Genomic DNA, 17,103 nt, shown 5'->3' on the forward strand with positions numbered 1-17,103 from the left:
GATTCCCAGAAGGTTCGGGGAAATGAGCAGGTGCTTCACGACAAGATCCTCCAGCGACCCGTCTCCCTCGAGGAACGCAAGAACTCGAGCCTGAGCATGAAGAAATACGCGTGTTTGGTTGGCTTGTTCTCCGAAGGGCGCCTAGCCCAGCTCATGAAACTCTTCCCCAGCCTGACAAAAAATTGGATGGCAACGTTCAGTCTCGAGGCTACCGTTATAGGCCCGAACCCCTGCTAGAAGAACTCGATGGCAGACACTCACGGACGGGCCGTCATTGGAACTTTGTGGTGGCATGCAAAAGTCCCCGAAAATTGGAGCTGAATTATTCAGTCAAACTTTCGGGGAGCAGTTCATAGGTCCGCCTACGAACAACGCAGTGCTGGTAGCCTGCGGACGAGTTCACCCGACCGAAAAGTGCAGCCTGCAGGGCCGTTCCGCCGGATAGTCAGACCCAGAGGCGGGTCCGACAGCCAGACCCTGGTGTTGGACTGAGTTGACCTGGCTGAAGCTCTCATTTATCCGCAATCCTCCGGCGGCGGACACCATAATTCGAAGAAAAGTGCGGCGGTCCAATCTGCGCCTCCCTTCAGACGGCTCCTGAGCACTAACCAGTACTACCTAGGCACCGGGATGGGAACAGACTTGCGCCCTTCCTGGTCTCCGCGGCTGTACTGGATCCGCGGCGGAATGCCGCTTCGCGGGTTGCCCCGTGCTTCGCGTTGTGGAACCTAACGGTCCCCGTTTGGAGAACCGTTCAGGCGGTTTCGGCGGGCGTTGCCACTGGTTGTGTTCCTACACCGTCTCCGCTGCGGTAGCGGTAGGTGGTGTTGTCGTCCTGCACGATGAAGGTCTCGATTCCGCTGCGGGTCCAATGCAGGACCAGCAGGCCGTAGCGCTCGGCAAGTTTTGCCAGCGTCGGGAAATCCACGACGTCGATGACCGGACGCCCACTGACCGATGGGACTGGCTGGACGGGGATGACAAGGGATGGCCAGCGGCGGCGAATGTCTTCCGCTTCGGTGCGGGAAGGGCGTCGGCGCGCGTTCGCCGCAATCACCATCAGCGAAGCCAGTGCCAGCAGAAGCAACCCCGGGGCAATGACGCGGGCGATTCCGGCCGAGAGCTGCCAGGTGCCCAGCGTCAGCGCACGCGGGGCGGCGGTTTCTAGCTTGTTCGCAGCGACGGAAAGAGCGGTGGGATCCACCATGGAGACCTGCAGCGGCGTTACCGACAGTTCCAGTGCCGGCCTGAAGTCCTGGCCGTCGCCCGTTGCGGCCGGGACCACCTCGATGGTGAGGGGGCTGGCCGGCAGACCCGTGACCTTGGCGGCCCGCGCGGCCCGTTCCTCCAGTGCAGCTACGTCCAGCTTGACGGTTCCGCGGTGGGTTCCGGTGCTCACGTCAGTGGGGTCACCCAGGGGGACTGTGGTGTGCCATCCTCCGGGCGTGGACAGTTCGGCGACCGGTGCGATGACCGCGGCTGGGCCTTGGTAGGTGTAATGCACCTCCATGTCGTCGGCCACTTGCCGGAAGACCGGGTCCGGGGACCTGACGGTGGTGTCGTCGTAGGCCGGAGTGCGCGGAACCTCGGCGCTGTAGGAAAAGTCCATGTGCGCTTCGATCGCCGCACGTGCGGGGGCATCGGCGGGACCGGTCCATGCCCAGGTCCCGAGACCCATGGCCACGACGCCGACGACGGTCGCAGTGGCGGTCCAAGGAGTGAATGGGGCTTCGAACATGGCACGCACGGTGTGGCGGGTCTTCTGCGAGGCGGCGTTGGATGACATGGATTCTTTCCTTGCTGCGCGGCGACGCCGGCGTCGGTTCAGGCTGGGGGCGGCTCCGGCGAGCAGCGCAAAGGCTGCCAAGCCGAGTACAGGGGGCGTGGTGAGTGTCTGTAGCACCTTCCCACCGTGGGGGATGTGCAGGACGGCCTTGCCGATGAGGTTGACGGCCGCGGGATGGTCGACGTCGACCGATTCGTTGTTGTCGCCCTTGAGCGTAAAGCCATTGGCATCTCCGGCGATGATCCGGTGGAGCGCCACTTCTCCGCTGCCGAGGTGGTAGGCGGCAATGTCACCGGCAGCGTAGCTTTCGGCGTGCGAGACGACAACGAGGTCGCCCTGGTGGTAGAGGGGGTTCATGCTCACCCCGTAGGTGTTCACGAACGCGACCTGGCCACTGCCCAACAGGACCGCGGCCAGCAGGATGCCCAGCACTGCGAGAGCGCTCGCGATGCCGGCCAGGCGATGAGTCAGCCGTGGCACGGCGCTCCTTCCGTTCGGTGGGGGCGGCGGTGCCCGGGGTGGTCCCGCCGGAAGACGGCGGCCTGCCCGGGAAAAGGCCGCCCAAGGTCGTGGCCCGCCTGGGGGACGGGCCACGACCACGGGCATGGAAAGGACTACACGGCTTCGGTGACGTCGATGGCCAGCGAGGTCAGACCGGTGTAGCCGGTCTCCGCGGTGGCCGGGGCGAAGGTGCAGGTGGATACGTTGGCGGAGACGAGGCCGCACGTGAAGGTGCCGCCCGAGCCACCCGACGGAGTGGCTGCCACCTCGAGGCCGTCCGCGGTGTCCGCGAAGGTCAGGGTGATCGAATTGACGGACGTCTTGGCGGTTGTGTCCGCGAATGCGTAGGCAACGCTTGCCAGCGTAGCGCCGGTGACGCTCTGCGACACCTGTCCGCCGATGAACTGCGTAGCACCGGCGTTGTTGGTGAGTCCGGTTCCGGTAAAGGCGGAACCGCCGGCGAAGGCGATTCCGGCGACGGCAACGGCGGTAAGGATCTTGTGGGACTTGCGCATGAAGGATTCTCTTTCGGTATGACTGTGGCGAGACGACCGCAGGCAGGATCGACCAGTGTTGACTGGATCGTGATGAATGTCGGAACACGCGAATCCATGGGCGGCCCGCGTTTTGGGCCGTGCGGTTCGCTCCGACAATTTGAAGACTAGCCGGGTCCAGCCGGGCGATCATCGAACTTGTGTCTTTCCTGCGGTAATGCTTGCGCAGTGCTCAGGAACTGCGGATTCACTGCGGTTGAACCGCGCATTGGTAGGGGAATATTTGGCTACGAGATTACTGGGGACCCGAACCATGCTCGACTACCGTTCGGTATGCCCGCCGTGGAGCCAGCACCCTTCAACAGGACACGAAATCGACGTTTCCACCTACGAGCTGGCGCCCATCGGCCGACTCTAGGGCGGGGAATGTGGCGCGAGGCGAGGTGCAAACCGCGATTTCAGAAAGTGCTTCGCAGAGGGCCGCGGCATCGACAATGCTTGCCGACTTCGGTATTTTCCGGATTGTCCAAACCGTGGGTCATAGGGCAAAAAACCCGTTGGCACACCCGGGACATACGCAGTTTTTCAACGGTCCACCAGAGTTACGAGCCATCCATACGGTGGCTGTCATCGACTCGCCGGGCTGCCAAGGCCGTTCCGTGCAGCTGACGCGAGGGCATCCTGGCAGTGGCCTGCGGGAAATGGTGCCGCACTTGGCCTCGGGGATCATCGCGAGACTGGTCACGTACTGGGAACCGCGCCGAAACCCACGTTCCTTATTATTCGGCCGCATAGAATGTCGGGGGCATGAGATAGATTTCCCTTATGACTACGTGGCCGCGCGATGCTTCGGCGCCGACTGGTGGTGGACACTCGACATCATCCGGCAGCGGGATTTCCAGGTTTTCGGGTGCCGGCTCTTCCACAAGCCCTGGCGAAGGCCCCTCAACATACGTTGAAAGACTCAAGACAGGCAGCTGCGCCAATCCTTGCCAAAACAACTGGCCGCCGGCACAGCATCTGTTCACTTACCTGCGAATCCCGGGAAGGTGTCACATGACTGCTCTCTTGGAGCTAAAGGGCTCGAAATGACTTGGGGCCCCAGATGGAAATTAGTTTGCTATCTTCTTGGCGCTGCCGTCGCAGGGGCAGTCATCGGGCGGTTGTTTCCGCCATTTGTCCTGGACGATCCTTTTTGGCGCGATTTCTGGTCGGGGCCACCCGTGGCCGGGATATTCGCGCTAGGGGGAGCGGGGATCGCCTATGGGGCCGCCTTGCTCGGGGCCAGGACATCGCGCACGGCAGCGAAACGGCAGGAATGGTGGGACCGGGCCGAATGGGCGCTCACGCTCGCCCGGTCCGACAGGTATGTTGACCGCATCATCGGTTTGGAAGCCCTCACCGCACTATCCTCCGAAGCCACCAAGACTGAATACCGACTGATTCTTGCCGTGACCGAAGCGGTTTCCGGTGAAGGTGTGCAGAGCATGGACCCGGATGGCGACGTGGACACTCCACCCAGGGTGCGGGACAATTGAGCAAACGGAGGTGCATCAAGATGGCTAAAGAGTCGATTCAGGTCAGCGCGCTAGACGACCGGATAAAACAAGGCAAGGCCGACCCCATCACCGCAGCAGAAAAGGTTCTCGTTGCCCAACTTCGTGAGGGCTACGTGAAGAAGTACGGTGCGTCCAAGCCCGCCAAGAATGACCGAAAAGCATCCTCTCCCGCTTGAGGAAGATCTTCCAAGATCTAAACCGGGAATTCTGCATCTGGAACATTGAAATAGTCCTAAGCGAGGGACCGTGCGCCGTGTGCCTGACGGCGTCGTTTCAGTTCCAAGTAACTGAGACACAATCGGCACCCCTGTCGGTGGGCACGCTGAACCACTGGACAGCCAGCTCATGCAGGCCTGAGTCCCGGGCCAGAACCAGGGCCGGCAGCAACCCGGCGGTAGAGCCCAGATTTCACCGGTGATGTTCGGAAATGTCGGTGCGGTTGTGCTGCACGGCTACAACCGTCACCGCGGGCACGCCTCGCCCAAGGGTCAGCCTCCGGCCAGCCGCTCACAGCAAAGGCACAGGCAGGTGCTATGTAGGGGCTAGCCCTCCCGCCCTAGAATGTGCCCATGAGCGTCGAAGACGCAGACTTGGGGTAGATCACATGCGACGTGCAGAATCCGTACCGCAGCGTTTCCACAACCATCCACATCACCGCACACGGTTGTGGTCCGTTGCGCTGTGCGCGGCACTGGTCGGCAGCGTTGCCGCATGTTCGGGCGAGACGCGGCCGCCTTTGAGGGTGGAGGCCCCGCCGGACCCTTCTTTCGTGCAGGAAGTGGTGGAACCTAGTGCGCTGACCCGGCACCTGGAGGCGTTACAGGATGCGGCGGACGCGAATGGTGGGAACCGGGCCGACGCCACCCGGGGCTACGAGGCGTCTGCGGCGTACGTTGAGGAGCAGTTGCGTGCGGCGGGGTACGAGCCGCGGCGTCAGGAGTTCAGCTACGGCCGGCGCAACCCCGTGGACGCGTTCAACGTCCTGGCCGACACCGGCAGCAGCTCCGGCGGAGTGCTGGTACTCGGCGCGCACCTGGACTCGGTCGAGGAGGGTCCGGGGATCAACGACAACGGCAGCGGGGTCGCCGCGGTGCTCGAGGTCGCGCTTAGGCTCGCGGAGGAGGGCTCCGTGTCGCGGGAGCGGATCCTGTTCGCGTTCTGGGGCGGCGAGGAGGACGGAATGCACGGCTCGGATCACTACGTCGAGCAACTCTCCCGCAAGGAAGCCGCCGCGCACGTCGCGTACCTGAACGTCGACATGGTGGGCTCGCCGAACGCGGCGGCTTTCGTGTTTGACGGCGACGGTTCGGACAGCGAGGAGGCCGGGCCCGAGGGGTCTGGCGACATCGAACGGGTGTTCCAGGACATCCTGCGGGCTGAGGGGGTCCAGGCGTTGCCGGTCGGGTTCATCGGGGATTCGGACTACGACGCGTTCGTGAAGGCCGGCATCCCGTCCGGGGGCCTGTTCACCGGCGACGTGGGGACCAAGAGCGAGGCCGAGGCGCGCACCTTCGGCGGGCAGGCGGGGGAGCGGTACGACGAGTGCTACCACCAAGCCTGCGACACCATCAAAAACGTTGACATGGCCGTGCTGGAGCAGATGACCGAAACGCTCATGAGCGCGACGGTTTCGCTCGGCGGCATCGAGGACGGCCTGGCCAAGGGCGCGGCAACGGAGGAGGGCGCCGGCTGAGGCGCCGCGAACTCAGGCCTTCACGAGGGCCGCCTCCTCACCGTGGGCAGTGGTGCTCGAACCGAGGAAGCACTCGATGCTGTCGGGGCCAAGCCCGCCGCACTGCCCCGACCACTGGCGTGACCCGGCTGGTTCTCCCGCACCCGCAGGTACCAGCCTCGACGTCACCCACATCGTCGGTGAGGAAACGAGCTCGCCACGCTGGACCTTAACAGCGTTCAGAAACGTCGGGGTGGCCAGCTGGAAGCGTCCCTCGATGATCTCGTTGACGAGGGAAACTGCCATCTCCTCTTCGTCCCGGGCCTACCCACAGCTCGGCAGTACGGTCCTGCCCTCCAGTCCCAGCACCTCAGGAGTTCGAGCATGAAACCGACCACCGCAAGCCTGTTCCCCGTCCTGGGTCTGCGCGCCAACACGGCCCAGTTCGCCTGCTCGTCGCGGTCAACGCACTCGTCGGGGGCATGGCCGGGCAACAGCAAACCGTCCTCCCGCTGCTGGCCCAAGCCGAATTCGGCCTAAGCGGATACACGTTCCTCTTCGCCTACGTGGCCGCCTTCGGGATCACCTAGGCAACCTCCAACTGGTTCGCCGGGACCCTCTCGGACCGCTACGGACGCAAACCCGTGCTGCTGGCCGGCTGGCTCTTCGCCATGCAGGTGCCGCTGATGCTCATCTTCGCCCCGGACTTGGGCTAGGTCGTCGCGGCGAACGTGCAGTTGGGCCTCGACCATGGCCTGACCTGGTCAACCACCGACATCCTGAAGATCGACCTGGTGGGTCCTGCGCAGCGTGGCCTGGCCTACCTGCTGGCCGGATACCTCGCCGAGCAGTACGGGTTGTGCCCCGCACCCTGCCTCCTGTGCCTCGCCTACACCGCCCAGAGTGTCGGGGTGAACCATCGGCTACCGCGATACCCCACACGTTGCTACCGGTTCCAGGAAACGGCCGTGCACGGTGTGGATCGGACGGCCCTATCGGGCACCGGGGTGGAGTTGTCCGGGATCAATTGATAATCGTTGTAGACGGCGGTTCCAGTGCCGCAACGTTGCTGGGATCTTGCCTATCCTGTCGAAGCCGACCGGTGATTGTGCGGGACTATCCGCCTCCGCTTTAGCCGCATGGTGGCGAACCTGCGATGGCGGCGGAGAGCATCTGCACCGTTCGGTCCCCGAGATCGTCCATTGCCGCCAGACGGTGGTGGGCGTCGTCCCAGGCCGGAGCCCCCGGGGTGCACAGCGTGCCGCGAATCAGTTCGGCCTGGTCCGCCAGTGACCGGGCGCCGGCCATCAGGGCAGCGGAGCGCAGGGAGAGGACAGCATCCATCGCGGCGGGAGCATCGCGAGCGTGGATCGCCGCGTGTATTCGCTGGCTGCGGGCCGGCCAGAGGTCGGTGAAGACGTGCACGAAGCGGGTCGCGGCGTCGGTGCCGAGCTCATCGGCGAGGTCCATTAGGACGGTGGTGGACACGAGGGCTTCCTTTCTAGGGCTTTGGGCAGGGCTGGAGCCCATGGATACATGGTCGCGCGGGAAGGTGCGGAAAAGAGGCAAGGAATGCTCAAGGTTGGTCTCATTTCTTGTTTCCGAATCTTGCCGAAAAATTGCCTTGATCTTGTTCACTACCAGGCCGCGATCTTGAGGGAGGCCCGGGATAGTGGTTGGCGTAGCCAATCTTGGGGGTCGGCTAACGCGAGATGGCATCGGGCCGCCGGCGATTCCTCGTTGCGGGCCGGTTGTTGCACGAAATTTGAAGGATACTTGGGGGAGTCCTCATTCAGGGGCGGGGAGGTGGCGAGCGGTTGTTTTGGTTCGGGTAGCACCCCGGCCGTGCGTCCGGTAGGGCGCGTAGCACCTCATGGGTGCTTTTCCAAGGGGTCTTTAGGGCTTCGTCCCCTAGCTAGGGGAGCGATCCCATGCGTTGCCAGAGTCTGGTGGCATTGGTGCTTGCGCCCGGCCACCCGCCGCACCCGAGGCGACGCGTCAGCCGATCGGACAACGTGGCGGTCGCGATTTGTCCTTGGCTCCGGAAGATTCGAGCCGATTCATTGTGGGGGGAAGTTGTTTCGCTGATCCGATCTCCCGAGGGCGACCCAATTAGCGATCTGCAAATGACAAACCTTGCGGCCAGCGGTGCTCGAATTGCTTGGGGGTAGCCTGCATCCGCCATGGGCCCAAGGACTCATGCGCGAGTGGTGTCTACGGGTAACGCAACATTTGCGATGGTGTCTTTTCCCAGTGTGCTGATGCACTGGATGCGTCCGCCCTGCCGGTTCCGTAATGGCCTTCGCGCTGGAGAGCCCCAGGCCTGTCCCGGGGATGGCGGTTTCACGCACCACCTCGCTTCTGAAGAACTTGTTGAAGGCCCGGGACATGTCCTAGGGGACATGCCCAGTACGGAATCGCGGCCTTGCAGCGTCGTTTCCCGTCCATCCGACTCCGTGGTGACCAATAGCTCGACACCATTCTGAGAATACTTCATGGCATTCGAAACTCTGATTTGAGCCGCAGCCGGAGACCCGGATGGCCGCCTGCAATACAGAAGGCCATCCGGGTCTTCATTCAACTGTTTTCGAAGAGTGCCGCCGGGGGCTTTTAGAGTTCCGCGCAGTCGCGGCAGATCTTGACTCCATCGACTTCCTTGGCGGCCTGGCTGCGGTGCCTGACAGCGAAGCATTCCCCGCAGACGAACTCATCCGCAGCCTGGGGGACAACCTCCACCACAAGCTCATCGAGCACGATCGCGCCCGGAAGCTCAGTACCGTCGGAAAGGTCCGTTTCCTCCAGTTCGGAATGGACACTTTTCGCCGTGGGCGCATCCATTTCCTGAACGGCTTTCAAGGTGCGCTCGGAAGCTTCGGCTACATCCGGGCGTGCTTCGTCGTAATCCTGTGCCATGGTTATTCCTCCCGATTGTTCAACACGTTTCCGAAATTGTAGATGCCGAGGGAAGCAGGGGCAAACCGAATTCCGGGCGAGGTGAATACCGACGCTATTGTGAAGCAAAGGCATTCAACAATCCATGGTGTTGGCTGCGTGCTCGAAGGATAAAACGGGGGACCCTTCCAGGACAATTTTCCCGAACGGGTCCTTGTTAGTCTGTCGGTTCGCCCGCTTGCGCCTGGTCCAGATCGGCCTGGGCCTCCTCCGCGTCCGGTTCCTCGGGGAAGGTTTCCGAGCGCTCGTTGTCCTTCACCGACTCCGCTTGGTCTTCCCGACCTGTTTCGGGAATTTCAGGCTGCGTCACATCGTCCGGGTTCGAGTCGGGGTTGGTGTTCTCTGTTTCAGCCATTGGGTGTTCTCCTTCGTGTGAAGCCTGCAATGTTCGGCGCATGCGGGGCCTTCCCTCGCTTCGGGAAGCCCACTGTTGCCGGCGTTCATGCTGCCGGATCGCCTACGCCGTAGGTCGACTCTAACGATGCGGATCGAAGGGCGGAAGGATTTTGGTCGTTTCTGCGAACGTTCGGAAGCATGTCCGGTTCCAGGGTGAAGGATCTGTTGCGGAGCTTCCGGCGCAACGTGGAGGCCGAATGTGCCGACACCTTGAGTTTCGTGCCTGCGTAGGGCATGCCTCCGGCAACCCTGTGGCCCAGGGCCACCCAGATGCTCACTGCCCGTTCAAGAACCCAGACCGGAGCCCATAAGGCGGCACCTCCTCCAAACACCTTGGCCCCGCCATCACGTCGCCGTCCGATCTCGGCGATCGCCCAGGCAGCGAACGGCCACGCGAAAGCCAGGCCGGGTCGGCCCCGCACGGCACGGTAAACCCCGGCCAGTATGAGCGGGGCATAGCAAAGCTCCACGGCCAGGCGCAGGGGCTGGGCAAAGTCGTCATAGGCCTGACGAACGCGCTGTCCCGCAAAATGTTTGAAGGTGGGCGGCAGGCGGCGGACAAAGACATCGTTGGCACGGATTTCCCGGCCGCCGGCGGCATCGATGGTACGCAGCAGTTCAAGGTTCTCGAAGAGGACGTGGGCGTCATAACCCCCTGCTGTCATCAGCACCGAACGGCGCAAGGCAAAGGTCCCCGGATAGTCGGCTCCAAAGGCCCGGTTGACCAGTGAACGGGCGGTGTCCAGCCGCGCATGCCACGGCAGTGGCGCCAGGAAGTTCTGCGGTCGCACGATGTCCGCGCGCTGGAGAAGGTTCAAGACCTGCTCCAGCTCGATCCGTTCGTAGCGCACGTCATCGTCGGCAATGACCAGGAGTTCGTCGCGCGCGGCATGCACTCCCGTGAGCACACCGGCGACCTTGCCGTTGGCCCCCGGCATGGGAACCGGTCGCAGGTGCACCACTGCCGACGGAAAGCGTGCTGCGTGGTTTTCAAAAAGGTCGGGTGCCGATCCGTCCACCACAATCACCCGAACCCACTTGACGACTTGGCCAAGGTAATCGGCAAGGTCATCCAGGCCGGAGTCGGAGTGCCATTTCAGCGGCAGGATGTACGTTGCCTCCGGCAATGCCCCAGATGCACTTTCGGTTGCCATGATTCTGTTGTCGCCTATGTGGTTGCTTGGATTGGTTGTTTGGAATGCGCGCCCATGGATGCCTAGGCGCCGCAGGGCGTGAACGTCCTTGGGGTGGCATACCCCAAGGACGTTCACGGCCGCGCATCTTGTCTGCAGTTGATACTTGGGACCACCGTGCCGGGGCACGGTAACCCGCTCAGTCCTTCAGGAGTCCGAGCTTGACGTTTTTCGGCCGCTGCATCTCGCCGTGCTTGGCGCCCAGCACGATGACCGTGGCTGCGAAGCCTGGAATCGCCCATTGCAGCTGGCGAAGCTGCTTTTGTGCCTTTGCCAATTCGGGAGATGTTTCGGGACCGGGCTCGGTTGCACCGCGCGCCCCTTCATCTGACAACTCGTCGACCTTCTTGCCCAGAACGGCAGCATAGAACGTGACGGCTGCGCCGGCCACCGTCACACCGGTCTTGATCCAAGTTGCCGACATGACGCCGTCCTGGGCTGCATACCGACCCTTGTTCTCCCAGAGGATCGGGCCCAGCGAGGCCAGGTGGGCTGCAAATGCCGCGGTTTGGACCGGGGCCCATTTCTTCCAGCCCAGGCTGGAGAGCCTGGTCCTTTCCGTGGAGTCCTTCGCTTGGGAAGTGGCACCGTTCAGCCCCACAGCACCCATGAGGGAACCGCCGAACCAAGCGGCTGCGGACAGGTCATGGATTGAGCGGGCAAGGAGGTTTCCGGACATGGGGCATTCTGCCTTTCGTAGTAGCGGTTTGGATGCATTCCACGTTGCTTCACCCACACCGGCATGTAAAGGGATTTGCAAGGCGTCGACCGGTCTGGGTTCGGAAGGGGGGGCAGCGCCTCCCCATTTGCTCGATCCCTGGTGGCGACGAAGCGCGTTGCGGTGCGGCTCCAAAGCGAGGACCCGCGGCAAGGACTTGCCCCGCAGGGTGTCGGGGCAGTCAAAACCGGTGATGGGCGCCGGGTTATGATGGCAAGGTGCTGGTACTTACGCGGAAGGTCGGAGAACAGGTCCTGATTGGCGAGGACATCGTGGTGACTGTACTGGATGTCAAAGGCGATTCGATCAAGATCGGCTTCGACGCGCCCCGCGGCATCAAGATCCAGCGGGCCGAGATGATCGCCGCCGTGACCGAGGCCAACCAACAGGCCGCCGCAGCCGCCACCGAGGACGCCGAGGCCCGCCTGAAGGCCCTTTTCCCTGCTTCGCCCAAGCCCGCCGCACCCGATGCGCCGAGGGCGTAAATGACCCCGTAATTAGCACTCGCCTTGACCGAGTGCTAATGGTTGCCTAGAGTCATTGGTGGCGCCTGTCGATCCCGGCAAGTGCTGAAAGCCTGAGGTAATTCACCAGCTGGCACCGCGACGACGGTTGGTACCACCCGAACGGCCCGTAAACCATTGGTAACTCACGCAAAGGAGAGACGATGTCCGTCTCCATTAAGCCTCTCGAGGACCGCATTGTCGTCCAGCCGCTCGAAGCAGAAACCACCACTGCTTCCGGTCTGGTCATCCCTGATTCCGCCAAGGAAAAGCCGCAGGAAGGCAAGGTCGTGGCAATCGGCCCCGGCCGCGTCGATGACAACGGCAACCGCGTCCCCGTTGACGTAGCCGAAGGCGACGTCGTGATCTACTCCAAGTACGGCGGAACCGAAGTCAAGGTCGGCGGCGACGAGTACCTGGTGCTCTCGGCCCGCGACGTCCTGGCCATCGTCGTAAAGTAGTTTTTCCTCGTAAAGCCCCGGCCCCTGGCCGGGGCTTTACGTAGCTTATAAGGAGCAAGACATGGCAAAGCAGCTAGCTTTTAACGAAGAGGCGCGACGCGCCCTCGAAGCGGGCATTGATAAGCTCGCAAACACCGTCAAGGTGACCCTCGGCCCGCGCGGCCGCAACGTGGTGCTGGCAAAGGCCTGGGGCGCACCGACGATCACCAACGACGGCGTGACCATCGCCCGTGAGATCGAGCTCGAGGACGCCTACGAGAACCTTGGCGCGCAGCTGGCCAAGGAAGTAGCCACCAAGACCAACGACGTTGCAGGCGACGGCACCACCACCGCCACCGTGCTCGCACAGGCCTTCGTCAAGGAGGGCCTGCGCAACGTTGCCGCGGGCGCCGCCCCGGGCGAGATCAAGCGCGGCATCGAAGTTGCCGTTGAGGCTGTTGCGCAGCGCCTGAAGGACAACGCCGTTCCGGTCGAGGGCCAGCAGGTCGCCAACGTCGCGGCCATCTCCGCTCAGAACGAAGAAATCGGCGAGCTCTTGGCCAAGGCCTTCGAGACCGTTGGCACCGACGGCGTCATCACCATCGAGGAATCCTCCACGACTGCCACCGAGCTGGTTGTCACCGAGGGCATGCAGTTCGACAAGGGCTACCTGTCCCCGCAGTTCGTCACCGACCCGGAACGCCAGGAGGCCGTCCTGGAGGACGCGCTGATCTTGGTGAACTCCGGCAAGATCTCCACGGTTGCAGAGTTCCTGCCGCTGCTGGAAAAGGTGCTGGCTGCCGGCAAGCCGCTGTTCATCATCGCCGAGGACATCGAGGGCGAAGCCCTCTCCACCCTCGTTGTGAACAAGATCCGCGGCACCCTGAACGCCGTGGCCGTCAAGGCCCCCGGCTTCGGCGACCGCCGCAAGGCCATGCTGCAGGACATTGCTATCCTCACCGGCGCACAGGTTGTCTCCCCGGACCTGGGGCTGCAGCTGGACCAGGTCGGCCTCGAGGTGCTGGGTACGGCTCGCCGCATCACCATCACCAAGGACTCGACCACCATCGTCGACGGTGCAGGCACGGCCGAGGACGTCAATGACCGCGTCTCGCAGCTGAAGGCCGAACTGACCCGCACCGATTCCGAGTGGGACCGCGAGAAGCTCAACGAGCGCCTCGCAAAGCTCTCGGGCGGCATCGGCGTGATCAAGGTCGGCGCAGCCACCGAGGTCGAGCTGAAGGAACGCAAGGCTCGCATCGAAGATGCAGTCTCCTCCACCCGCGCTGCCCTCGAAGAGGGAATTGTTGCAGGCGGCGGCACCGCATTGGTTGACGCCCTTGCAGTGCTGGACACCGACCCCGCCGTGCTCGCCCTCACCGGCGACGCCGTTGCAGGTGTCGGCATTGCGCGCCGCGCCCTGGTCCAGCCGCTGCGCTGGATTGCCCAGAACGCCGGCTTCGACGGCTACGTCGTCACCGCCAAGGTCTCCGAATCACCGGCCAACGAGGGCTTCAACGCCCTGACCGGTGTGTACGAGAACCTGATCAACGCCGGCGTCATCGACCCGGTCAAGGTCACCCGTTCGGCGCTGCGCAACGCTGCATCGATCGCCGCCCTGGTGCTCACCACCGAAACCCTGGTCGCCGAAAAGCCGGCCGCGGATCCGGACTCGCACGCAGGACACAACCACTAATACGCAGCAAGCGTGGCAGTGCACCAGGCGCCGCCGGCAGCCAGGTTCCCGTTCCCCCTTGGGGGCACGGAAGCCCGGAGGCCGGCGGCGCCTGGCGTTGTGCGGTGGATCGGTCGGCACCGACGGGCCCGGCTAGTTCGAGGCGGAAAGGCGCACCGGTGCCGGCGCGTGCGGCTCGGCGATAAGGTACTCCTTCACGGCCTGGGCGGGAACCCGGTAGGACCGGCCGAAACGCACTGCCGGCAGATCCCCTCCGTGCACCAGACGGTACACAGTCATTTTTGAGACACGCATGGCCAAAGCGACCTCCGCGACAGTCAGGTAGTGGGCTTCCTCGAAACTTTCTAAGTCAACCATGTCATCCCCAATCAATGTGTTGCTCATCCCCTGAAGAAACTGCTGATACGTCGCATACCTTCAACCACTGGTGCAACGTTGTCCCCATCGTAGACTCAAGTTCCCCGGGGCACCAGAGGGCACGGAGGTTGTCATCCGACGCAACGTCTTGGCTTTCCCGGCGGTACCGTCGTGGCAACAGTGCGGAGCGTGCATTCATCGATGGGTCGGGCGTTTGCTTCGACCTTATTCATCTTCAGTTGGGGTGTCTGGCTATTGCATCGTTGAAAAGGTGCACCCAGGCCGGGACTCACGCGACTTCCGGCCCCATGTGCTGCCGAGCGGCGATGAACGGGCGAGGCAAAGGCCCAAAGCTTTTCGCAGGGTATGTCCGCGAAGGTTGTTTCACGGTTGACCCGAGGTTCGAAGCTAGCGCAATCCCTGCGATGGCCCTGAACGGAACCTGAATGGAAGGCCGCCCGGCCCGGATTTCGGGGGTGCAGCCGCACCCATGAACTTCTGACCGGTACACACCCCGGTACGGCACACGCGGGGATACTGCTTCCCCCCAAGCAGGTCCTCGCGTGTGCTTCCCGAAGAATGCCATCGGGTTCGGTGGTGGCAGTTGTTCTTCCTTGAACTTGAGGCTGGGTCGGACTCCCAAGAGTGCGGGCGCAATCCGGAAAAGAATCCGATTGCGCCGCACTTTTTGGTTTGGAAAGTTGCCTAGTGTGAAACGCCCTGCGAATCTACGTGGGACCGTGGCTACCTCGATCCAGAAGGGCGGGTGGATTCTGGGCCCGTCACGGTGTTCCCAATCCCCAAGTCCTTCGCGGCTCCCGCGCAAGGCCCTCCGTGCCCGCACTGCCGAGATGGAAGGCCTTGCAGGTCCTTGCCCGGGCACAAGAAATGGCCGCCTGCCCACCAACTTGCGGTGGACAGGCGGCCAAATTCATGTCAGGACGCGCCGGTCGTGAATGACCAGGATGTCGAGACCAGCGGATTGGTGGCCGCATCGCGGATCGCGGTCGTTCCGCCGGTTACCCGGACGGTGTAGCGGGTGTTGGCCGCCAGGCTGGCAGCCGGGTTCAGGATCCACTGGTTGGTGGTTCCGTTGCGCGTTACCGTTGCCGACACCACCGCACCGGTGGTGGCGTTGCGGAGGTTCAGCGTCGGGGTGCCGACGCCCAGCACGGCTTCAGTGAAGGTGACGGTGATGTTGTTGGCCCGGCGGATGGCCGTGGCGTTGACTGCCGGGACCCTGGCCGACACCGCGGGTGTAGGTCCGGTGGTGAAGGTCCAGCTGTGGGTGGCAAGCGGGGTGCCCTGGCCGTCGCGGATGGCCGTGCTGCCGCCGGTGAGGACCGCGGTGTATCTGGTGTCGGCAGCCAAGTTTGCCGTCGGGTTCAACGTGGCTACTCGCGTGGTCGCGTTGTAGGTGACGGCGGAGGGGATGGCTGCTCCGGTCGTCGTGTTCTTCAGGGTGAAGGTTGTAGCTCCCACCCCGGCCACGGCTTCGCTGAACGTGGTGGAGACGTTGCCGGCAACGGCTACAGACTTGGCGCCGGATGCTGGAGTGCGTACTGTCACCGCCGGTGCGGCGGTCGTGGTGAACGTCCAGCTGGCGGTCGGCAGTGGGAGGTTCGCCAGGTCGCGAACCGCCGTGGTGCCTCCGGTGATCCGTGCGGTGTAGACGGTGTTGGCGGCGAGGTTCGCCGTTGGATTCAGCGTGGCCCTGCGCGTCGCCTGGTCATAGGTGACGGCCGCGGGGATGGTGGTCCCTGCGGGGTTCTTCAGGGTGAACGTCGTGGCGGAAACTCCCTGGACGAACTCGCTGAAGACCGCGGAGACATTGGAGGCCGTGCTCACGTTCGTAGCGTTGGTTCCCGGACCGCGGCTGGAAATGGCGGGTGCCACGGTGTCCGCGGTTCCAATCCGGACCGTTCGGGTCGCTACGGCGCCGGTGTTGCCTGCAGCATCGGTGGCGCGGACCTCATACACGTAGGTTCCGTTGAGCTGGGCGTCGTAGGTTTTCGCCGCAGGGCAGCCCGGTTCCCAATCGGGGTTGCTCGGAAGCAACCGGCATTCCAGGGTCGAGCGCGCCTCGTTGACCGCCGTGTTCAGGGTCGGGGTGGTGTCCGCGGTGGGCGTCGAGGGGAACGGCGCGACGACGGAGGCGACCGGTGCCACCGTATCCACCGTTGCCGTGAGCGTCGGGGAGCTCAGGTGGGCAGGTGCCGCGGGGTCTGTGGCAGCCAGCGGGTTGGCGATCCGGGCCTGGAATTTGTGCACGCCGTTGGCCAGTGCCGTCGGCACGCGCAACGAGTAGTTGCCGCCAGTGGCGACACCGCTCACGGCCGGGACGGTGGCACCGTCGACCATAAGTTCCACGGTGGATCCCGCGGTGGCGGTTCCCGTGAGGGTGGGAAGGTTGGTGCGGGTGATGTTGTCGGTGGCGGACCTGCCCGTGTCGCTGGCCGCGGCCAGGTCGGGGGTGCTCGGCGCCCCGTCGTCCCCCTGGTAGAGCAGGCCCTGGACGGTAAAGGTGCTCACCGTCAACGTGTCGATGCCTGCCCCGCCGGCGTTGGGGCCGGTGACGGTTACCGAGTTATTGCCCGAGGGCGCCCCTGTGACCGGGCGGGCGGTGTTGATGTCGCCCAAGGTTCCGGGTGCCGCCCCGACCTGGCGCAGGAATGTCGCGGTGCTGCCCGTGGTGTAGTCGCCCAGGAATGCCGCGCCCACCTGGCCCCAATTGCAGGGGGAGGCAAGGGACGGAGCGCAGACGCCCGAATCCAGGGTGACCTTGATGCGCCCGCCGACCTTGGGGTCGGCTTCGGCGGTGAAGGTGTTCACCCCA

General features: G+C 63.8%; 18 protein-coding genes. 8 read left to right on the top strand and 10 right to left on the bottom strand.

Features of this window, described 5'->3' with window-relative positions:
• Positions 1–237: hypothetical protein (locus tag KRR55_RS19845; protein WP_217391044.1), on the top strand; the 237-nt coding region annotated here is incomplete at its 5' end.
• Between the two features lie 517 nt (positions 238–754).
• On the opposite strand, the gene KRR55_RS19850 is transcribed toward KRR55_RS19845, so the two are convergent.
• Together KRR55_RS19850 and KRR55_RS19855 are read right to left on the bottom strand one after the other, a co-directional pair.
• Positions 755–2,266: a S24/S26 family peptidase gene (locus tag KRR55_RS19850; protein ID WP_217391045.1), complete on the bottom strand. Its 1,512-nt coding sequence runs from the start codon at positions 2,264–2,266 to the stop codon at positions 755–757.
• A gap of 134 nt (positions 2,267–2,400) precedes the next feature.
• A complete protein-coding gene (locus tag KRR55_RS19855; RefSeq protein ID WP_217391046.1) occupies positions 2,401–2,802 on the bottom strand; it encodes a hypothetical protein in 402 nt (133 codons plus the stop codon).
• A 1,067-nt stretch (positions 2,803–3,869) separates the two neighbouring features.
• Here KRR55_RS19855 and KRR55_RS19860 point away from each other — a divergent pair.
• The 3 genes from KRR55_RS19860 (at position 3,870) to KRR55_RS19870 (ending at position 6,033) form a co-directional block, all read left to right on the top strand.
• Positions 3,870–4,319: a hypothetical protein gene (locus tag KRR55_RS19860; protein ID WP_217391047.1), complete on the top strand. Its 450-nt coding sequence runs from the start codon at positions 3,870–3,872 to the stop codon at positions 4,317–4,319.
• Between the two features lie 20 nt (positions 4,320–4,339).
• Positions 4,340–4,516 carry a hypothetical protein gene (locus KRR55_RS19865; protein WP_217391048.1) on the top strand — a complete coding sequence of 59 codons (177 nt, stop codon included), beginning with the start codon at positions 4,340–4,342 and terminating at the stop codon, positions 4,514–4,516.
• Positions 4,517–5,118: 602 nt separating this feature from the next.
• Positions 5,119–6,033 carry a M20/M25/M40 family metallo-hydrolase gene (locus KRR55_RS19870; protein WP_336245175.1) on the top strand — a complete coding sequence of 305 codons (915 nt, stop codon included), beginning with the start codon at positions 5,119–5,121 and terminating at the stop codon, positions 6,031–6,033.
• A gap of 12 nt (positions 6,034–6,045) precedes the next feature.
• On the opposite strand, the gene KRR55_RS19875 is transcribed toward KRR55_RS19870, so the two are convergent.
• The gene (locus KRR55_RS19875) at positions 6,046–6,318 is read right to left on the bottom strand and encodes a hypothetical protein (RefSeq protein WP_217391050.1); all 273 of its coding nucleotides are present in this window, start codon (positions 6,316–6,318) and stop codon (positions 6,046–6,048) included.
• A 425-nt stretch (positions 6,319–6,743) separates the two neighbouring features.
• On the opposite strand from KRR55_RS19875, the gene KRR55_RS20760 reads away from it, so the two are divergent.
• Positions 6,744–7,043: a hypothetical protein gene (locus tag KRR55_RS20760; RefSeq protein WP_418888854.1), complete on the top strand. Its 300-nt coding sequence runs from the start codon at positions 6,744–6,746 to the stop codon at positions 7,041–7,043.
• 100 nt (positions 7,044–7,143) lie between these two features.
• On the opposite strand, the gene KRR55_RS19885 is transcribed toward KRR55_RS20760, so the two are convergent.
• The 5 genes from KRR55_RS19885 to KRR55_RS19905 form a co-directional block, all read right to left on the bottom strand.
• The gene (locus tag KRR55_RS19885; RefSeq protein ID WP_217391051.1) at positions 7,144–7,500 is read right to left on the bottom strand and encodes a hypothetical protein; all 357 of its coding nucleotides are present in this window, start codon (positions 7,498–7,500) and stop codon (positions 7,144–7,146) included.
• Positions 7,501–8,622: 1,122 nt separating this feature from the next.
• Positions 8,623–8,925 (bottom strand): DUF4193 family protein, encoded by a 303-nt coding sequence (locus KRR55_RS19890; protein WP_217391052.1) that lies wholly within the window; start codon positions 8,923–8,925, stop codon positions 8,623–8,625.
• A 196-nt stretch (positions 8,926–9,121) separates the two neighbouring features.
• Complete coding sequence (locus tag KRR55_RS19895; RefSeq protein WP_217391053.1) at positions 9,122–9,319, bottom strand: hypothetical protein; 198 nt, start codon at positions 9,317–9,319, stop codon at positions 9,122–9,124.
• An 85-nt stretch (positions 9,320–9,404) separates the two neighbouring features.
• On the bottom strand, positions 9,405–10,514 hold the full coding sequence (locus tag KRR55_RS19900; protein ID WP_217391054.1) for a glycosyltransferase family 2 protein: 1,110 nt from the start codon (positions 10,512–10,514) through the stop codon (positions 9,405–9,407).
• Between the two features lie 178 nt (positions 10,515–10,692).
• Positions 10,693–11,232 carry a hypothetical protein gene (locus KRR55_RS19905; protein WP_217391055.1) on the bottom strand — a complete coding sequence of 180 codons (540 nt, stop codon included), beginning with the start codon at positions 11,230–11,232 and terminating at the stop codon, positions 10,693–10,695.
• A 257-nt stretch (positions 11,233–11,489) separates the two neighbouring features.
• Here KRR55_RS19905 and csrA point away from each other — a divergent pair, with 257 nt between their 5' ends.
• The 3 genes from csrA (at position 11,490) to groL (ending at position 13,910) form a co-directional block, all read left to right on the top strand.
• Complete coding sequence (csrA, locus tag KRR55_RS19910; protein WP_217391056.1) at positions 11,490–11,756, top strand: carbon storage regulator CsrA; 267 nt, start codon at positions 11,490–11,492, stop codon at positions 11,754–11,756.
• 182 nt (positions 11,757–11,938) lie between these two features.
• Complete coding sequence (gene groES, locus KRR55_RS19915; RefSeq protein WP_217391057.1) at positions 11,939–12,235, top strand: co-chaperone GroES; 297 nt, start codon at positions 11,939–11,941, stop codon at positions 12,233–12,235.
• Between the two features lie 61 nt (positions 12,236–12,296).
• A complete protein-coding gene (gene groL, locus KRR55_RS19920; protein WP_217391058.1) occupies positions 12,297–13,910 on the top strand; it encodes a chaperonin GroEL in 1,614 nt (537 codons plus the stop codon).
• Positions 13,911–14,042: 132 nt separating this feature from the next.
• On the opposite strand, the gene KRR55_RS19925 is transcribed toward groL, so the two are convergent.
• Together KRR55_RS19925 and KRR55_RS20440 are read right to left on the bottom strand one after the other, a co-directional pair.
• On the bottom strand, positions 14,043–14,267 hold the full coding sequence (locus KRR55_RS19925) for a helix-turn-helix domain-containing protein (protein ID WP_217391059.1): 225 nt from the start codon (positions 14,265–14,267) through the stop codon (positions 14,043–14,045).
• 936 nt (positions 14,268–15,203) lie between these two features.
• The coding region (locus tag KRR55_RS20440; RefSeq protein ID WP_254456444.1) for an Ig-like domain-containing protein at positions 15,204–17,103 on the bottom strand (1,900 nt) is incomplete at its 5' end.

Origin of the sequence: Paeniglutamicibacter quisquiliarum, assembly GCF_019084045.1 — a bacterium.
Taxonomy (GTDB): Bacteria; Actinomycetota; Actinomycetes; order Actinomycetales; family Micrococcaceae; genus Paeniglutamicibacter; species Paeniglutamicibacter quisquiliarum.